The 15,749-nt window shown below is 53.7% G+C and carries 16 protein-coding genes; 8 read left to right on the top strand and 8 right to left on the bottom strand.

Translation table 11 applies throughout. The features are described 5' to 3' along the window. Both ACTIKR_RS10955 and ACTIKR_RS10950 read right to left on the bottom strand, forming a co-directional pair. Positions 1-899 (bottom strand): iron-containing alcohol dehydrogenase (locus tag ACTIKR_RS10955; RefSeq protein ID WP_442327850.1); only part of this gene is annotated, 899 nt, incomplete at its 3' end. A gap of 9 nt (positions 900-908) precedes the next feature. Then, on the bottom strand, positions 909-1,625 hold the full coding sequence (locus tag ACTIKR_RS10950; RefSeq protein WP_442327849.1) for a GntR family transcriptional regulator: 717 nt from the start codon (positions 1,623-1,625) through the stop codon (positions 909-911). Between the two features lie 118 nt (positions 1,626-1,743). On the opposite strand from ACTIKR_RS10950, the gene ACTIKR_RS10945 reads away from it, so the two are divergent. Genes ACTIKR_RS10945 through ACTIKR_RS10930 form a run of 4 tightly spaced genes read left to right on the top strand, consistent with a single transcriptional unit; the run spans position 1,744 to position 6,070 of the window. Next, positions 1,744-2,601: a transketolase gene (locus ACTIKR_RS10945; RefSeq protein ID WP_442327848.1), complete on the top strand. Its 858-nt coding sequence runs from the start codon at positions 1,744-1,746 to the stop codon at positions 2,599-2,601. A 1-nt stretch (position 2,602) separates the two neighbouring features. Continuing rightward, the gene (locus ACTIKR_RS10940) at positions 2,603-3,625 is read left to right on the top strand and encodes a transketolase family protein (protein ID WP_442327847.1); all 1,023 of its coding nucleotides are present in this window, start codon (positions 2,603-2,605) and stop codon (positions 3,623-3,625) included. 19 nt (positions 3,626-3,644) lie between these two features. Further along, positions 3,645-4,445, top strand: a complete 801-nt coding sequence (locus ACTIKR_RS10935; protein ID WP_442327846.1) for a shikimate dehydrogenase family protein — start codon at positions 3,645-3,647, stop codon at positions 4,443-4,445. 5 nt (positions 4,446-4,450) lie between these two features. Further along, complete coding sequence (locus ACTIKR_RS10930) at positions 4,451-6,070, top strand: GMC family oxidoreductase (RefSeq protein ID WP_442327845.1); 1,620 nt, start codon at positions 4,451-4,453, stop codon at positions 6,068-6,070. Between the two features lie 148 nt (positions 6,071-6,218). On the opposite strand, the gene ACTIKR_RS10925 is transcribed toward ACTIKR_RS10930, so the two are convergent. The 4 genes from ACTIKR_RS10925 to ACTIKR_RS10910 all read right to left on the bottom strand — a co-directional run bounded on the left by ACTIKR_RS10925 (position 6,219) and on the right by ACTIKR_RS10910 (position 8,964). Further along, positions 6,219-6,875, bottom strand: a complete 657-nt coding sequence (locus ACTIKR_RS10925) for an HAD family hydrolase (protein WP_442327844.1) — start codon at positions 6,873-6,875, stop codon at positions 6,219-6,221. A 241-nt stretch (positions 6,876-7,116) separates the two neighbouring features. Continuing rightward, positions 7,117-7,467, bottom strand: coding sequence for a GFA family protein (locus ACTIKR_RS10920; protein ID WP_442327843.1), 351 nt, complete (start codon positions 7,465-7,467; stop codon positions 7,117-7,119). Between the two features lie 78 nt (positions 7,468-7,545). Further along, positions 7,546-7,962, bottom strand: coding sequence for a hypothetical protein (locus ACTIKR_RS10915; protein WP_442327842.1), 417 nt, complete (start codon positions 7,960-7,962; stop codon positions 7,546-7,548). A 417-nt stretch (positions 7,963-8,379) separates the two neighbouring features. Beyond that, on the bottom strand, positions 8,380-8,964 hold the full coding sequence (locus tag ACTIKR_RS10910; protein WP_442327841.1) for a YceI family protein: 585 nt from the start codon (positions 8,962-8,964) through the stop codon (positions 8,380-8,382). Between the two features lie 420 nt (positions 8,965-9,384). Here ACTIKR_RS10910 and ACTIKR_RS10905 point away from each other — a divergent pair, with 420 nt between their 5' ends. After that, positions 9,385-10,545: a methyltransferase gene (locus tag ACTIKR_RS10905; protein ID WP_442327840.1), complete on the top strand. Its 1,161-nt coding sequence runs from the start codon at positions 9,385-9,387 to the stop codon at positions 10,543-10,545. On the opposite strand, the gene ACTIKR_RS10900 is transcribed toward ACTIKR_RS10905, so the two are convergent. Beyond that, the gene (locus ACTIKR_RS10900) at positions 10,526-10,780 is read right to left on the bottom strand and encodes a hypothetical protein (RefSeq protein ID WP_442327839.1); all 255 of its coding nucleotides are present in this window, start codon (positions 10,778-10,780) and stop codon (positions 10,526-10,528) included. The two genes, ACTIKR_RS10905 and ACTIKR_RS10900, sit on opposite strands and share 20 nt — an antisense overlap. A gap of 257 nt (positions 10,781-11,037) precedes the next feature. Here ACTIKR_RS10900 and ACTIKR_RS10895 point away from each other — a divergent pair, with 257 nt between their 5' ends. Then, positions 11,038-11,466 carry a hypothetical protein gene (locus ACTIKR_RS10895; RefSeq protein ID WP_193086773.1) on the top strand — a complete coding sequence of 143 codons (429 nt, stop codon included), beginning with the start codon at positions 11,038-11,040 and terminating at the stop codon, positions 11,464-11,466. Between the two features lie 486 nt (positions 11,467-11,952). Next, positions 11,953-14,541: a UvrD-helicase domain-containing protein gene (locus ACTIKR_RS10890; RefSeq protein WP_442327838.1), complete on the top strand. Its 2,589-nt coding sequence runs from the start codon at positions 11,953-11,955 to the stop codon at positions 14,539-14,541. Here ACTIKR_RS10890 and ACTIKR_RS10885 read toward each other — a convergent pair. Then, entirely contained in the window at positions 14,437-14,790 is a 354-nt protein-coding gene (locus ACTIKR_RS10885) for a hypothetical protein (RefSeq protein WP_442327837.1), read from the bottom strand. The genes ACTIKR_RS10890 and ACTIKR_RS10885 overlap by 105 nt on opposite strands. A 213-nt stretch (positions 14,791-15,003) precedes the next feature. On the opposite strand from ACTIKR_RS10885, the gene dinB reads away from it, so the two are divergent. Next, positions 15,004-15,749 (top strand): DNA polymerase IV (gene dinB, locus ACTIKR_RS10880; protein ID WP_442327836.1); only part of this gene is annotated, 746 nt, incomplete at its 3' end.

The raw sequence follows: 15,749 nt of genomic DNA, 5'->3' as shown, positions 1-15,749 counted from the left end.
TACCATTGCCTGAGTTCGGCGAGCGTATCGTCCGCGCGATTTTCCAAATCGAGTTGGATCAGCAAACCCACCGCCACTTGCAAACCATGCAGCGCAGGGCCAACGCCCGTGATGTGTGGCAGCCCGCGCGTTAAGGCGTGTGCCAGCGAGAGTCCGCCACTTTCAAAGCCCAGGCCACTCATCAGGATCAACGCTTCGACCGTGCGCTCGAAAGCCGGCGTAGGCACGCCTGTACCGGCGGCTTCGAGCGCAGCCTCACCAAATTTAAGCAGCGTCCTGGCGCATCCATCAGCAATCAATTGTGCCGTCGCCGTTGGGCGGGCATCAAATATATTTCTGCCGTCATTGCGGGCACACTGGGCGGCTTCAAATTTCTTGGAGATCGCATCACCCAAGCCGGCGCGGAAGAAATGCGCGGGGGCTGTGGCAATGAGTGCGGTGTCGACAAGAACCATGGTTGGATTGAACAGCATATGTTCGACTGCGACCAAGTGATGATGCGCGTCATACAAAACGTAGTTCTTGCTGGTGGGCGCATCGTTAGAGGCGACCGTCGGCACGGTAATCAGATGGCAATGCATGGCCCGGGCAACGGCTTTGCCCGCGTCCAGCGATTTGCCACCGCCGACGGCAATCACGAGGGTCGGGGCGACGTCGGCCGCCTGCTTGCATAAGGATACAACGACCTCCGGCGTAAGATCGCTATTGAGCACCATGTCGTGCAGGGTCACGCCATGCGCGCTGCATAGCGCATGGAGCTTGTCACCCATCAGGCCATGTACGTAACCATCAATAATCAATGCGGCCTGGCTCCCGAACAGGGCAGCCGATTGGCCGAGCACCTCAATAGCGTCCGGGCCTTGTATATAGCGGCTCGGGCTTCCAAATACGCGCAACATGTTGTCTCCTCACTTGCGTAATCGTTTGGCCTGTACGGCCGGTTTTTGCTCTTGCTCTTTTTCTTTCTCGACCAGCCAGTCGAACATGATCTTGCCGCCCCACATCAGATCGTCCTGGATGGCTCTGGTGGCTGCGGCCGAGTCGCGCGCTTCAAATGCGGCCAGCACGGCTTCGTGACGATGGTGATCGCTGGAATAATCCAATCCTGCTGTCTTGATGTGAAAAATCTTCAGGATGGGTCCGGTCACGACCCAGAACGCTTCTACGGTCGCTTGCAGTGTAGGCATGCCGCTTGCTTCAAGAATGGCGAAGTGAAATTTGCGATTCAAGTAGCTGGCGCGTTTTGGATCAGAGGCTGTGTGTGCGATGAAATCACGTTGCAAGGCGATGAGGGCATCAAGCTGCTTGCGGGTGATTTTTTTTGCCGCTTCTGATGCGGCCAGGCCTTCAAGGTGAAAACGAATCTGTTGTATTTCCCACAATTTTTCCGAACTCACGTAGGGGACATAGACCGAGGTAGCGGCCTGCATCTCCAGACCCTGTTCGCTGATTAAGCGAAAGATCGCTTCGCGAACTGGGGTGATTGAAACCCCCAATGCTTGCGCCAGCTCTCCTATGATCAGGCGGTCACCTGGCTCGTACTGTCCATCGATCAACGCACTGCGGATTTCGTTGTAGACCCGGACAGACAGATTTTCTTTTTTAATGGGTTTGAGATTAGACATGTCGTAAGTTTGCTGTGACTTGATGCGGACGCGATAAAGAATTTTATCTTGTCGTTGTCACAAAGCGCCAGATTGGCTATATTATATATCATATATTTTAAACAACAAGGACAGCGTTATGCCGCATGAGCCTCAGACTTTGACCGTGGAGGAGATCCAGGTCTTACGTGACAAAGCCCGCTTTGTACGTCTAGAAACGATCCGTTTGATCGAAATCGCAAAGATCGGGCACTACAGCTCGGTCTTTTCCTGCGCCGAGATATTTGCGGCGCTGTATTACGACGTCATGAACATCAGGCGGGGTGAGCCCGCCTGGCCTGAACGTGACCGATTCCTGATGGGAAAGGGGCATGCCGCCGTTGGCCTGTTCCCCATCTTGGCTGATCACGACTTCATTCCCGCATCACTGCTCAATGGCTATACCCGACTGGGTAGCCCGTTGGGCGATCATCCCGACATGACCAAGGTGCCTGGCGTTGATTTCAGCTCAGGCTCTATTGGCCACGCCTTATCCAATGGTGTTGGGATGGCGGTCGGAGGACGACTTAACAAGCAGGATTTCAACGTCTTCGTCATGCTGGGCGATGGTGAAATGCAAGAGGGCCAGGTGTGGGAGGCCGCGTTGTTTGCGGCTCACAACAAACTGAGCAAGTTGATTGCCATTGTTGATCGCAACGGTTTTCAGCTCGACGGTAAAGTGGATGACGTGATGGGCGTCGAGTCGTTAAAGGAAAAATGGGCTGCGTTTGGCTGGGAGGTGCACGAAGTCGACGGCCATAACCTGCAAGATTTAACGACCTTGCTGCGTACCCTGAAAGCCGACAAGCAGCGCGAAAAACCCGCCTGCATCATCGCCAAGACCGTCAAAGGAAAGGGCGTCTCTTTTATGGAGACCGAGCCAGGTTGGCATTTGGGTTATCTCGCTCCAGACGACGCAACCGCCGCCATCGAAGAAATTATGAGCCGGGAGATCTAACATGACTGCATCACACCTGTCCGCAGACGCGGGCGCTCATACCGCACAAATTACGTCCTCTGATTCGTGGCAGTATCGCGCTCTGAATGCCGTCAACCCTGGTCTGAACTATTTGTCAGAGGGGTTAATTGCACTGGCCGATGCCGGTCACCCTGTTGTGGCCGGGTCTGCTGATTTACAGTATTCCAACGGCCTCAATCGTTTTGCTGCCGCGTTTCCTGAGCGTTACGTGCAGTTTGGTATCTCTGAACAAAACATGGTGTCTGCCGCTGCCGGGTTGGCGACTTGCGGACATATGCCGTTTGTCGCCACCTTTGCGTCGTTCATGGGACTGCTGTGCTGCGAACAAATTCGCATGGATGTAGCCTATACGCAATTGCCGGTCAGGCTTATCGGCCACCACACTGGTATTAGCCTGGGTTTTTATGGTACGTCACACCATGCGACCGAGGATATTTCCACGATGCGTGCGATTGCCGGCTTGACGGTGGTGTCGCCCGCTGATGGCCCACAACTGGCCGCAGCGATCAAGGCGTCGGCGTCATGGCCAGAGCCCATTTATTTCCGTATTGGTCGTGGCCGCGACCCGCAGGTGTATGCTGACGGTACGCCCTTTGAATTCGGTTGTGCCATTGTTCATTCGGAAGGTACTGACTTAACACTCATTGCTTGCGGTATTACCGTGCATGCGGCGCTTGCAGCCGCAACGGCATTAACGGCGGCTGGTTATTCCGTCGGCGTGATTGACATGCCGACGATCAAGCCGCTGGACCGTGACGCAGTCATCAAAGCGGCCACGCAGTCTACATTATTGATCACGGCCGAAGAGCATAATGTGCTGGGTGGGCTGGGGTCAGCCGTTGCCGAAGTCCTGGCCGATGAGGGAACGGGTACGCGCCTATTCCGTCACGGTATTAACGATGAATACAGTTTAATTGCGCCGCCAAATACGCTTTACGCGCATTACAAACTGGATGCGGCCGGTATTGAACAGGTGGCTCTCGAGCAATTGCGCAAGCGCTAATTTGTAAGGAATACAGATCATGAAAGAAATTACCGGTACCACCAAGCTGATTGGCATTTTGGCCGATCCTATTCATCACGTAAAAACGCCACAGCGCATGAATGAACATTTGTCGACTGTGGGTTATGACGGCGTGTTGGTGCCCATGCATACCAAACCCGCTCACCTGGCCGCTACGGTTAACGGTCTGCGTAACCTGGAAAATCTGCTTGGCGTGATCGTGACCGTACCGCACAAGACGGCGGTGCTGGCATTGTGCGACGATGCCTCTGAGGCTACCCGGCTTATCGGTGCCGCCAATGTGGTACGTCGCGAGGCCGATGGCCGATTGGTGGCCACGATGCTCGATGGTGAGGGTTTCGTGCGTGGCCTGAAGGACGCGGGCAGAGCGATCAAAGGTAAATCGGCCTATCTGGCGGGAGCGGGCGGGGCGGCGAATGCGATCGGTTTCGCGCTCGTGCAGGCCGGGGTATCGCAACTGACCATCGCCAATCGCACCACCGCACGCGCACAGGATCTGCTGGAACGAATCAAATCGCTTTATCCCGATGCCGTGGTGCGTGTTGGCACGGCCGATCCGTCGGGTCACGATCTGGTTGTTAATGCCACATCCCTGGGTTTAGCCGAGGGCGATCCACTGCCGCTTGATACGTCAAAACTGGAACCGACACAGCTGGTATGCGAAATTATCATGCAGCCTGCCGACACCGCCTTGCTCAAGGCAGCGCAAGCCAAAGGTTGTGCTATTCACAACGGTGCCCCGATGCTGGCCGGTCAGATTGCACTGATGGCTGAGTTTCTGGGCGTGGATGCTGAGTAACGGGTATGAACGAGAACAGGGCAGATTACGACTTCATCATTGCTGGTGGCGGCACGGCGGGGTGTATTCTTGCCAACCGCCTGACTGCTGATGGTAAATATCGTGTGTTGTTGCTGGAAGCGGGGAACGACGCTAACAGCATGTGGATTTCGATCCCGGCGGGCTTTAGTAAGTTGCTCACCAATCCAGTATTTAACTGGCGCTTTCAAACCGAGCCCGAGCCTAATACGCACGACCGCGTGATTTCCGTGCCCAGGGGGAAAGGCCTGGGTGGTTCGACGCTGATTAACGGCATGATCTACGTGCGCGGTCAGCCCCAAGACTACGACGGCTGGGCTGCTGCGGGCGCACATGGGTGGGCCTTCAAGGACGTTGAGAAGTACTTTATCAAGCTTGAAAATTACGAGAAAGGCGGTGCAGGACGCGGCACGCAGGGGCCGATGCATCTTGAAGAGGTCAAAGAGCGCTTTCCGGTATCCGATGCATTTCTGGAAGCCGCGCGTGAAGACGGGCACCCTTTAAATTCAGATTACAACAGTGGTGATCAAGAAGGCGTGGGCTATTATCAGGTGCTGCAACATCGTGGTCAACGGTGGAGCGCATTCAATGGTTATCTGAAACCCGCGGTGTCACGCTCTAATCTACAGGTCATCAGTGGCGCGCATGTCGAGCGGCTGATTTTCGAGGGCAAGCGTTGCGTCGGGCTGGTGTATCGTCGTGCTGGGCAAACGATTGAAGTTCGGGCCGGGCGTGAAACCCTTCTTTGTTTAGGGTCGATACAGACGCCTCAGCTGCTTGAGCTGTCAGGTGTGGGCAACCCTGATTTATTGAAATCCTATGGCATCAATGTGGTGCATTCGCTGCCGGCGGTGGGGGAAAACTACATCGATCACTTTGCCACGCGTATGAACTGGCGCGTCAAAAATACCGTGACCTTAAATGAGATGTCACGCGGCTGGCGACTGGCGCAACAGGTAGCACGCTACTATACGCGCCGCAAGGGTATCCTGACGCTCGGCACGGGCCTTGTGCACGGCTTTATCAAAACGAATCCTCAATTGGCGCGCCCCGACGTGCAGTATTTTTTCGTGCATGCCAGTTATGCGAATGCCGCTGAACGCATTTTGGACCACGCGCCTGGCATGACGATTGGTGTAGCGCAGCTGCGGCCACAGTCTGTCGGGGCGATTCATATCAAGTCACCGGATCCGATGACGCCACCGGCTATTCGGCCTAATTTCCTGAGTACAGGCGTTGATTGTGAGTCGCTTGTGCGGGGTATGCAGATCGCACGACGTATTGTTGAGCAGCCTGCGTTGCGGCCTTATGTCGACAATGAAATGAGTCCGGGAAAGACGGTCGACACGTTCGATCAATGGCTGGATTTCGCCCGGCATAACGGACAAACGATTTATCACCCCATTGGTACCTGTCGAATGGGCTCTGATCCCGATGCGGTTACCGATCTGCGTCTGCGTGTGAATGGATTGTCTGGTCTGCGTGTGATCGATGCCTCAGTGATGCCTGCGATGGTCTCAGGTAATACTCAGGGAGCTGTGATGATGATCGCGGAGAAAGGGGCAGATATGGTATTGGAGGATGCGGTTTCTGAGATGCGCGGGTAGGGTGATATGCCGCACTTGTCAGGTTAGCGTGAACGTAAGGACGTGCCTTTCAACGGTTGGGGCGATATGCTGCATGGTTTATGCATCGCATCGCCCCCGTTGCTTTACGTGGATATCGCTCTATCTATGGCCAGGCAGCCCAAAAGCCTTAGGCAGCCAATAGCTCATCCCACCGCTGAAACATAAAATCCCTCGGTGTGTCATTGAGCGACGAGCCACCATATCCTGCAGTGTGAAGTACAAAGCGTACGCCGGCATCGCGTGCGCATTCTGCATCGACCGAGGTGTCGCCAAAATACAGGCATTGCTCAGGCTTTAGGCCTAACATACGGATTGTTTCCAGTAGGGGGACGGGAGATGGCTTCGCCTGACTCCAGGAGTCGGAGCCGCTGATGTAGTCAAACAATCCATGAATACCCATTTTGTGGGTCGCGGACACCGCGCTTTCGTAGATCTTGTTGGTACAGATGCCCATAGGGAGAGCGGCATCGCGACATGCTTCCAACACGTCCTGAGCACCTGCATAGACAGAGGTGTTCATATGATCCAAAGCCGCGTAATTTTGCACAAAGCGGGTTTTTAGAGATTCAAAATCTGCGGGTACCTGCCACCCCATGTCGGCGATAATACTTCGCATGATACCGTCACGTGTGCCATGCAGGTCATCAGGAAAATAGTCGGACGGTAGCTGGTCCAGTCCGGCCTGCTCGAACGTCAGGCGCATGCCCTGAATGATGTCTGGCGCGCTATCGATGATGGTGCCGTCCAGGTCGAACACCAGTCCGCGGACGTCGTCCTGCGTCAATAGGGAATGCAGTTTTAAACCTGCCGGGAGTGTATTAAGCACGTTTCAAGAGTCCTGTAGGTGATGCCGTATAAGCGGTCAAAGTGCGCTCCATGTAACGCATGCGCCACGACAGCATTTTTTGCGCATACGTGAGCATGATACCTTGATATGCAGGATCGTTGGCCAGATTGGCAGCTAATATCGTGCAGGTGTAGATTCAATTCAGGAGTGATAGAAAATTCAACACCTGCAAACGATGTTAAGCGGATGCCCCGTCAAAATGCTGGAGCTCAAGCGCATCCAGATCTGCTTCAGGCACACAGCGCAAATTGACGGCATAGCTGCGGGTACCATCGGGCAGCAGCCCACTGGAAAATGACTGGATACCGCAGCGCTGGCAGAATTGATGCTGGATTTTGTGTTTATTGAATTCGTAGGTGTTAAGTAGCTCACTGCCACTATGCAACTCGAATTGCGCTTCTGGTACGAAGGTGAGCAATGAGCCGTTACGCCTGCAAATCGAGCAATTGCAACTGACTGCCTGTTTGGGCAAGTCTGCATTGACTGTAAACGTAACGGCGCTGCATTGGCAGCTTCCCTGATATGACATGTGTTGCTCCTTGTAAACAGCAACCCTCGGCTTAGGCAGACCGCTATGCTCTGCGCGTTCAGTCTGCCTGGCCTGTACTCAGGAGCCGATACGGCGCTGCAGTTGTTCATAAGCCCGTTCAGCGGCTCTTTGCCTGGCCGGGGTTGTGGGAGCCAGGTAATACGAAGAGAAACTGGAATGGTATCGTTTTAACACGGGGCGGGTACGCTTGTCAGTATTGTCATATGCCTGTTTGTAGTCGCGATCCCAATTGCGATTGATCACCCGATAGCATCGCGTCCCTTTCTCGTAGGATTCATGCGTCATGGCTTCGCAGCGGCTCACCGAGGCGGGCGGATATTTATCGGCGAAGGCTGCTGGCGTTGCGGTTATGGCTTTGTCCGACTCCAGTTCCTGTGCGGTGAACTCAGCATAGGGATCACTCTGGCTAAACGAGCAGGCTGCCAAAAAAATCAAGGCTGTGATAACGGCTGTCTTTTTCACTATTGAAGTCATGTTCGAATTTTCCTGAAGCAAGAAACGTTAGCTAGAGAGGGGAACCCGCCTGCGCAAAAGTATATACAACTTTAGAATTGATACAAAGAGAAATATTATGAATGAAATGTGAGCTGGGGTGGCCTATGACAAAAGGTTTTTCAGGCATGCGATGGCATTGTCGCCATTGCATGGGTCGCAGTCTGTGTGACGGGCGAGCCAGAGAGGAAGTCAGGGCGGAAAAAGTCAAGGGGGTAACCAGGGGGTAATCGGAGGGTAATCAGAGGGTAATCAGAGGGTAGTCTGAGGGTAGTCAGCGCATAAAAATAGCCGCCGTTCAGATCGGCGGCTATTGCAGGGTTGCCAGTCAAACGAAAAACTGCGCATGGTTTCTTGCAAGTGCATTATCCTGTTCTTCACAGGAAAATGCGTTACCTGTTATTTGACGATGGCTTCAATCTGGACAAGTATTTTGACTTCATCGGGAATGCCCATGTCGATACCCCAGTTCATGCCCCATTCTGAGCGTTTGATTGTGGTTTCGAAATCGCCACCGCAGATGTTCTTTTTCAGAACGGGCTGGAAATAGCAATTGTAATTGGTATTTTTCAACGTCACCGGATGAGTCTGGCCCAGCAGGGTAAGGTCGCCACCTACCGTGGCGAGTTTGTCACTCTTGTATTCAAACGACTTCCCGGCAAACGTGATTTCAGGATATTTTTCGGCGTTGAAAAAATCGGCAGACTTCAAATGATCATCAAAATCCTTGGTGCCTGAATTGACCGATCCGGCCTTTATTTTTATATCGGCGTTTCCCTTGTTTTGCTTGGCATCAGCGGCAATGGTGCCTTGGACGTCATCAAAGCGAATGCGCAGTGTCGAAGTCTTAAAATGCATGACCTCCACGGTCACAAATGTGTGGGTCGGTTCCACTTCATAGTTTGCCGTTTCAGCATGGACCGTGCCAGCTATGCCGCAGAGCAGGGCAGCGGAAATAGCAGCGTTACGTAATACAAAGGTCATTCAATATACTCCCGAAAAAAAAGTGATGGCAAGGCGATACACTGATGCCTGGCGTGCGAATCATCTTGATAATTTATCATGAATTTATTCAGTACTCTGTAAGTAATGGCATGCCCTCGGTATTCTTCATTTTCGTCATGAAGGCAAATCCAAAATGCAACCGGTTACCGTGCTCGACGAACTTTGTTGGGTGTACAACCAATACCGGGCCACTACGTGCTGTAACAAAGGCAGTACCAGGCGTGTTTTATGGCACAATGCCTTGTTTGTCCGGTTTGGCGTGCTGATTGGGGATTGGCCGTCTGGGCGCTTTCCAGCACATCCAGCACTTCAACCGCATGCAGGCAACGCAAGAACAAGCATAAAAGTCGTTTGGCCGGCGATAAACAGCAGCATATGCAATCTAAGGAAATTGAATAAATGAATACCGAACAGACCGAGAGCAGCACTCAGGGGTTGAGCCAAATCCTGCCTGATGGCGAGCAAACGGCTGTCTGGCATTCCGAAGCCGGCTTCGCTGCGCCAACCTCTCTGGAGTATGCCGACGATACAATGCGGGCCGATCAGGCCTTGAAAAAAATGCGTAATGGCATCGGTTTGCTGTGGCGGGGTGATTTCCAGAATGGCAGGCAATTGCTGCAGGCTTTGGGGCGTCGTCTGGACCGAAAGACCAAAGCCGATCATGGCGCTGAGCCTATTGCGGCGCGTTTTCATCGATACCGGATGCAGCAGGCGCAGCGGGCGCGCCTGCTGGGTCTGCTGCTTATCCGGCTCGAATCTGACAATGCGATTGCACTACGCAGGGCGCCGGCCTGGGAGCAGGCGATGCTGCAGGTGTACGGGTCAGAGCATCCGCCCATGCTGGTGTCGTTAAGAGAATTACTTGGCGTTGTCGGTGCGTATGAATGGCGCCGCAAAGGGGTGCTCATCGCCGACTGTGATTTTCGGATTCATCCGCACTATGGCGTATTCTCTCCCTCGCGCGCCGAGTATCTTGCATTGCTCATGCAGGCGCCATTGCCGGACAACTACCGCAGTGCAGTCGATATTGGTACCGGCACGGGCGTGTTGTCTGTCCTGCTGGCCAAACGAGGCATTACGCGGATTATTGCCACCGATTCGTCGCCGCGTGCAGTGGCCTGCGCGCAGGACAATGTGGACAGGCTCGGATTAGCCGATCAGGTGACCGTGCAGGAAGTTGAGTTTTTCCCCGAGGGCTGCGCCGATCTGCTGGTGTGCAATCCGCCCTGGTTACCAGGCAAGGTCACTTCATCGCTGGATGCGGCCGTCTATGACCCGAACGAACAGATGCTGAAAGGTTTTCTGCAAAAAGCGCGACAACATCTGAAGCCGGGTGGCCAGATCTGGCTGATCATGTCTGACCTTGCCCAGTTACTGGGCTTGCGTGCGGCGCACGAGTTGACACAGCTGTTTCGTGATAATGATCTGCGCGTGCTTGCCGTTTATGAAGCCAAGCCGACTCACGCCCGTGCCGGTGATCGTTCAGACCCGTTACATGAGGCACGCGCGCAAGAGACGACATCGCTATGGTGTCTGGCGCCTATTGACACTGAAAATTGATGAAGTACGTGTCTTCTGGCGTGCCAGTTCCAGTGGGATTATGTTGTGAAATATTGACAGGTTTCTGGTAGCCGCAAGTTTTTTGGGCGGTCTGCATGCACATTTCCCAGTTCGGTGGCGTTTTCGCATCGGGTGAACATTTGACGCCATAATTGCCGCGATCTGTCACGTCAAGCCCACTGGATGCACAACCGGCCAGCACGATAGGAACAAGAAGCAATAGCATTTTTTTCATTCACGAACTCCTGTTGGGGCTGTATTGTCTAGTGGCTGTATTGTATCGGATTATTAATCACGCACTTTTATTTTAATTAAATTCAGTTATAGTAGTAGAACAATATCCTGTAACGTATTGAATTGAACGTCTGTATTTGCCCCATTGTGGGAAGTGATATGTTTGATTTGTATGCATTCCGTTACATTCAAGTGTGATTCTGTTGTTATGATGAGAGTCGTATAAGTTTTGTTTATGTCTTTTAAAGGGGTACTTCTATGAAAAAATTTCTCGTTCCCGCTATGATCGTTCTCGCCACTGCAGCAACAGTAAACGTACACGCTGCTACGCCATCTGACAATCTGTCCCGGCATGCGTTGGGCGAGGCAAAGGATACCCGCTCGGCCTGGGCCAAATCTCAGGATATGTATGTTGAGCCCACACTGCGCATGACAGAGACAACTGTGCCAGTCACGCCGGAGCAAGCTCAGCAGCAAAACTTACCAGTTCAGACAGTTCCTGCTGGCACCGTTCCACCTACAGGCACCACCACGACAACAGTGATTGGCCCTGACGGTCAGCCTGTTTCTCAGCCGGCGCAGCCAATGCAGCAGCCTGCTCAGCCAGCTGCGCCAGGCCAGCCAGTACCAATGCAGCAAGGTACCAGTGGCGCACCTGTTCAGGATCTGTCTCGTCCACAGCCCTGATGGCTTGTGGCTTGTCACTATAACGCCGCTTGGCTATATGGGGATGATCCACTGATATAGATAGCGCGCATTATTATTGCCGTTGTTTATGCCATCATGAGGATCTGCCTGCTACTGGCTACACGAAAACCGATAACGTTGCTGCGTTATCGGTTTTTTTGTTCTAATCGCGCACTGATTCAGTTGTGGACTTTGTACGCGCAGTGCCTGCAACAGGCGCGACAATTGCGCATTCAGTTTGATTACTATACGCGGTGTCAATGAAGGGCGAAAACAACGAATACGGGACAGGGATACTGTCTGGCGCCCACCTGGCGACCCATTGACGATTGGCGCTGCCATTCTGGCAACGACACCCGATATATACAGCGCGGCATCCGAAGCGGCTGATAAATACCAGGGGATAAAAACGTCCGCATATGACCCCGTTAACGCTTTGCATTCATTAATCTGTTGGCATTCGCTTGGTATAAGCGCAGACACCGAATGCAGCCATTGAAAATGACAACCAACGACAGTCCGGCAGCGTTACTGACACGCTATGCCGATTTGTTCGACAGTATTGAAAGCACGCCATTGACGCCAGAGCAACGTCAGGCGTGTATCTCGAATGCGCCAGCGACACTTGTTCTGGCCGGCGCCGGAACGGGCAAGACCAGCACGCTGACCGGGCGCGCGGCGTTTCTCATGGCGCATGGGTTGGCTAAGCCTGGCGATATTCTCTGCCTGGCGTTTGCCCGTGAAGCAGCGCTGGAAATTGATGATCGGTTGCAACGCCGGCTTGCTGCGCGCTGGCCGATACAGGGCTTTGCAGCAAGCACTTTTCATAGTCTGGGTTTGCGTATCGTACGCGAAGTCGAAGGCAGCGCGCCTGTGCTGACCGAACTGTGCGGTAACCGGCAAAAACTGCTTGCGTTTATTCACGAGCAAATGCTGCAGTTGACAGCGCGCTCGGCCGACTTTGCCGGCGTGCTGTTTGAGTATTTTGCAATGATTGAACCTGAGCTTGCATTGTCATGCGAATTTGCCAAGCGCAGCAGTTATCAGGCCGAGTATTCGGCCCACCTTTTACAGGCTGTTCGGGGTCAAGTCGTACGTTGTCCATTTGATTGCCTGGTGGCCAATGCGCTGTGCTTGATGGGTATTGAGTATGACTATCGAAAACATTATCCTCATCCCGTATTTCTGGCCAGGCGCCGCCCATACCAGAGTACTTTTTATCTGCCAGATACAGACGTTTATGTTGATGTGTTCGATTGCCCGAGACCGACCAGCGCGAAATGTGCCACTGTTGCGCTGGCGAGCCGGCTTGCCCGCATTCATCGTCAATATGGCACTCGTCATATCATTCTTTGGGAAGCGCCAGGCTATGTGCTCGACATCTGGCAATTGGTTAAGCTGCTAAGCCGCAAGTTTATTGAGTGTGGTATACCAGCGTGGCCGGACAGGGCCGATGCTGCTCAGAGCGGCGTTCAGAATAATCGGGTATCGCATAATCACGGCAGGGCAGACAGGTATCGTGCTTGCCTGCGACCGCTGGTCGGCACTGCGCGTTGGTCTTCGCTGCTGGACGCGCTAGCCACTGTGCTGCCGCTATACCTTCAATGGCAGGCGCAGACGGTTACGGACACAAAGCGTGCCCAATTGAAGCACGCGTGGGAACGGCGCCGCATTGCGAATATCACTGCATTGGTGCAGCCGCTGGCGCAGGCCTATAAAGCGCGTTTGCATACGCATGGTCAAATTGATTTTGACGATATGATCGCCCGGGCAACGCAGTATGTCGCCACCGGTCGCTTTGTTGTTCCCTGGCGTGACATACTGATTGATGAATTCCAGGATATCTCGCTGCCGCGTTTTGCGCTGATTGCTGCCATGTTGCGGCAGCGGCCAGGTCTGCGACTTTTTTGCGTGGGTGACGACTGGCAGGCCATCTATCGTTTTGCAGGCAGTGAGATCCGATACAGCACGCAATTTTCTGACTATGTTCATCCTCAGGCCCGCATCGTGCCCTTGAGCTGCACCTTCCGATTCAATCAGGCATTGTGCGACATCAGCAGCCAGTTCCTGATGAAAAACCCGTTCCAGAATCGCAAGCAGTTGTTCGCCGCATGTAATGACATGCGGCCGGTGGTGACTGTCGCTCGGCAGGAGGACGGCCTGGCGGTTATTTTATCAATGCTGCAGCACGCGGTGCAGCAGCTCGCAGATGCAGATCACGACTCCGGTCACACAGCCAAGGCGCTTGTTCAGCGAGTTTGTGCTGCGTCAGTCTTGCTGGCGGCTGGCGTCAAGAGAACGACTCGGATCGCGGCGCGCGCCGGCTTTGCGGCGGTGCTGACCAGGTTATTGTCGGCAGCCGTTGCCATCGACTCAGTCGATCCTTCTACCGGTTCAACGACAACCATGGAGACCGACGCTTGTCGTCGAGAACCGCTTTCGGTACCCAAGGCCTCGGTGCTTATTTTGGCGCGGTTTGCGCATCTGCTGCCGGATGGCGACAGGCTGTACGCGTACGCTGTGCGCTATCCTGATTTGCAGATCAGCGTCAGCACCGTGCATGCATCCAAGGGACTGGAGGCTGACTATGTATTGATTCTGAATATGGAGAAGGGGGATTACGGCTTTCCTTCAGGCAGGCGATCAGACCTTGTGATTGAACGCTTTTTGCCGCAGCCGGAGGGCTTTGAGCACGCCGATGAGCGGCGGCTGTTCTATGTCGCGCTGACGCGCGCCAGAAAGCATGTGTGGCTGCTGGTGCCACAAGACAAAAAAAATATATCGGTATTCGTGACGGAATTGCTGCAGGATAATAAAGCCGTGGTCCGCCGCTTTGGTTTACGCCGTGCAGGAAGAGGTACCTGCCGGAGAGCGAACAGGCCCTCTGGCGGCGCAAGCGCATCAAACATCCCAGATAAAACGGCTTGCGGCCCACGGCCTGGCTGGCGCTTGCACACGCGCGGTAGCGCGCTAGCTGATCGGCAGAAACGCCCGATCGCCGGTGTAGTTGATAAAATCAAGCGCTGTATCATAGGCATCGACGTTGGCACAGAAAAAAAGAACCGTATCATCTGAGTCCATATTGGCCAGAATGGATTCCATTTCATCTTCTACCGGTTCCTCTTCAAGGCCCAGGCTGGAGACATGGATCTGGCCGTCCTGCTCAAAACGCGCTTTTGGCAAAATAGCCGGAATCCGGTCAAAGTCTACGTCTTCCACAATTAAATAGATGTCCAGCGCCAGACCGTTGGCTTGCGCCAACACCTGAATGCCGTTATGGATCGCCCGAACTAGGCTTGTTTGTATACCAGGTTCATTCGTCATGATTTATTCAGAAAGCAAAGATGTTGGCGGCGGCGCATCGCTGGGCACGGTCGGTGCACCCTTATAATGGCCTTGGTATACGCCGCAACCGGCCAGGGCGATGAGAAGGGCAGTCAATGCGACAAATTTTTGCATGATAGTTAAAGTACCTGGAATGAGAGCTAGCGGGAATCGCTACAATGCAATTGTAATACGAACTGACCGTCCGGATCCATGACACGAAAAATTGTCCATATTGATATGGACGCATTTTATGCTTCTGTCGAACTGCGTGAAAATCCGCAGCTCAAAGGCTTGCCCGTCGTTGTTGCCTGGGACAGCATTCGTTCGGTGATTGTTGCCGCGTCCTATGAGGCGCGCAAATATGGCTTGAGGTCGGCCATGTCGGTCAGGCGCGCACGCGAACTGTGTCCACATGCAATTTATATCGCCCCCAACTTTACCTTATACCGCGACGTGTCGCGCCAGGTGCGCGGCATTTTTCAGCGGTACACTGACCGGATTGAACCGCTATCGCTAGATGAAGCCTATCTGGACGTCACCGTCAATAACAAGGGTATTGCGTCTGCGACAGAAGTGGCCCGCCGGATACAGGAGGACATTTTCCTTGAGACATCGCTCACCGCGTCTGCTGGGGTGGCGCCCAATAAATTTCTGGCCAAAATTGCGTCGGACTGGAATAAACCCAATGGAATTTGTGTTATTCCGCCATCCAAAGTGATGTCATTTTTGCAGGATCTGCCGCTGGAAAAAATTCCCGGTGTCGGACGGGTGACGCTGGCAAAATTTCATCGGCTGCAAATGAAAACCATTGCAGACTTGCGCCTGCGCAGTGAATGGGAACTGACGCATCATTTCGGACGCTATGGCCGCCGTTTGTACGAACTGGCGCGTGGCATTGATTTGCGAGAAGTCGACACCAATCAGCAATCGCAGCAAATCTCCACAGAAACCACCTT

The organism is Advenella sp. (assembly GCF_052108595.1).
Classification (GTDB): Bacteria; Pseudomonadota; Gammaproteobacteria; order Burkholderiales; family Burkholderiaceae_B; genus Advenella.
Note: the sequence above shows the minus strand (reverse complement) of the source record. Positions and strands in the feature narration are given on the sequence as shown.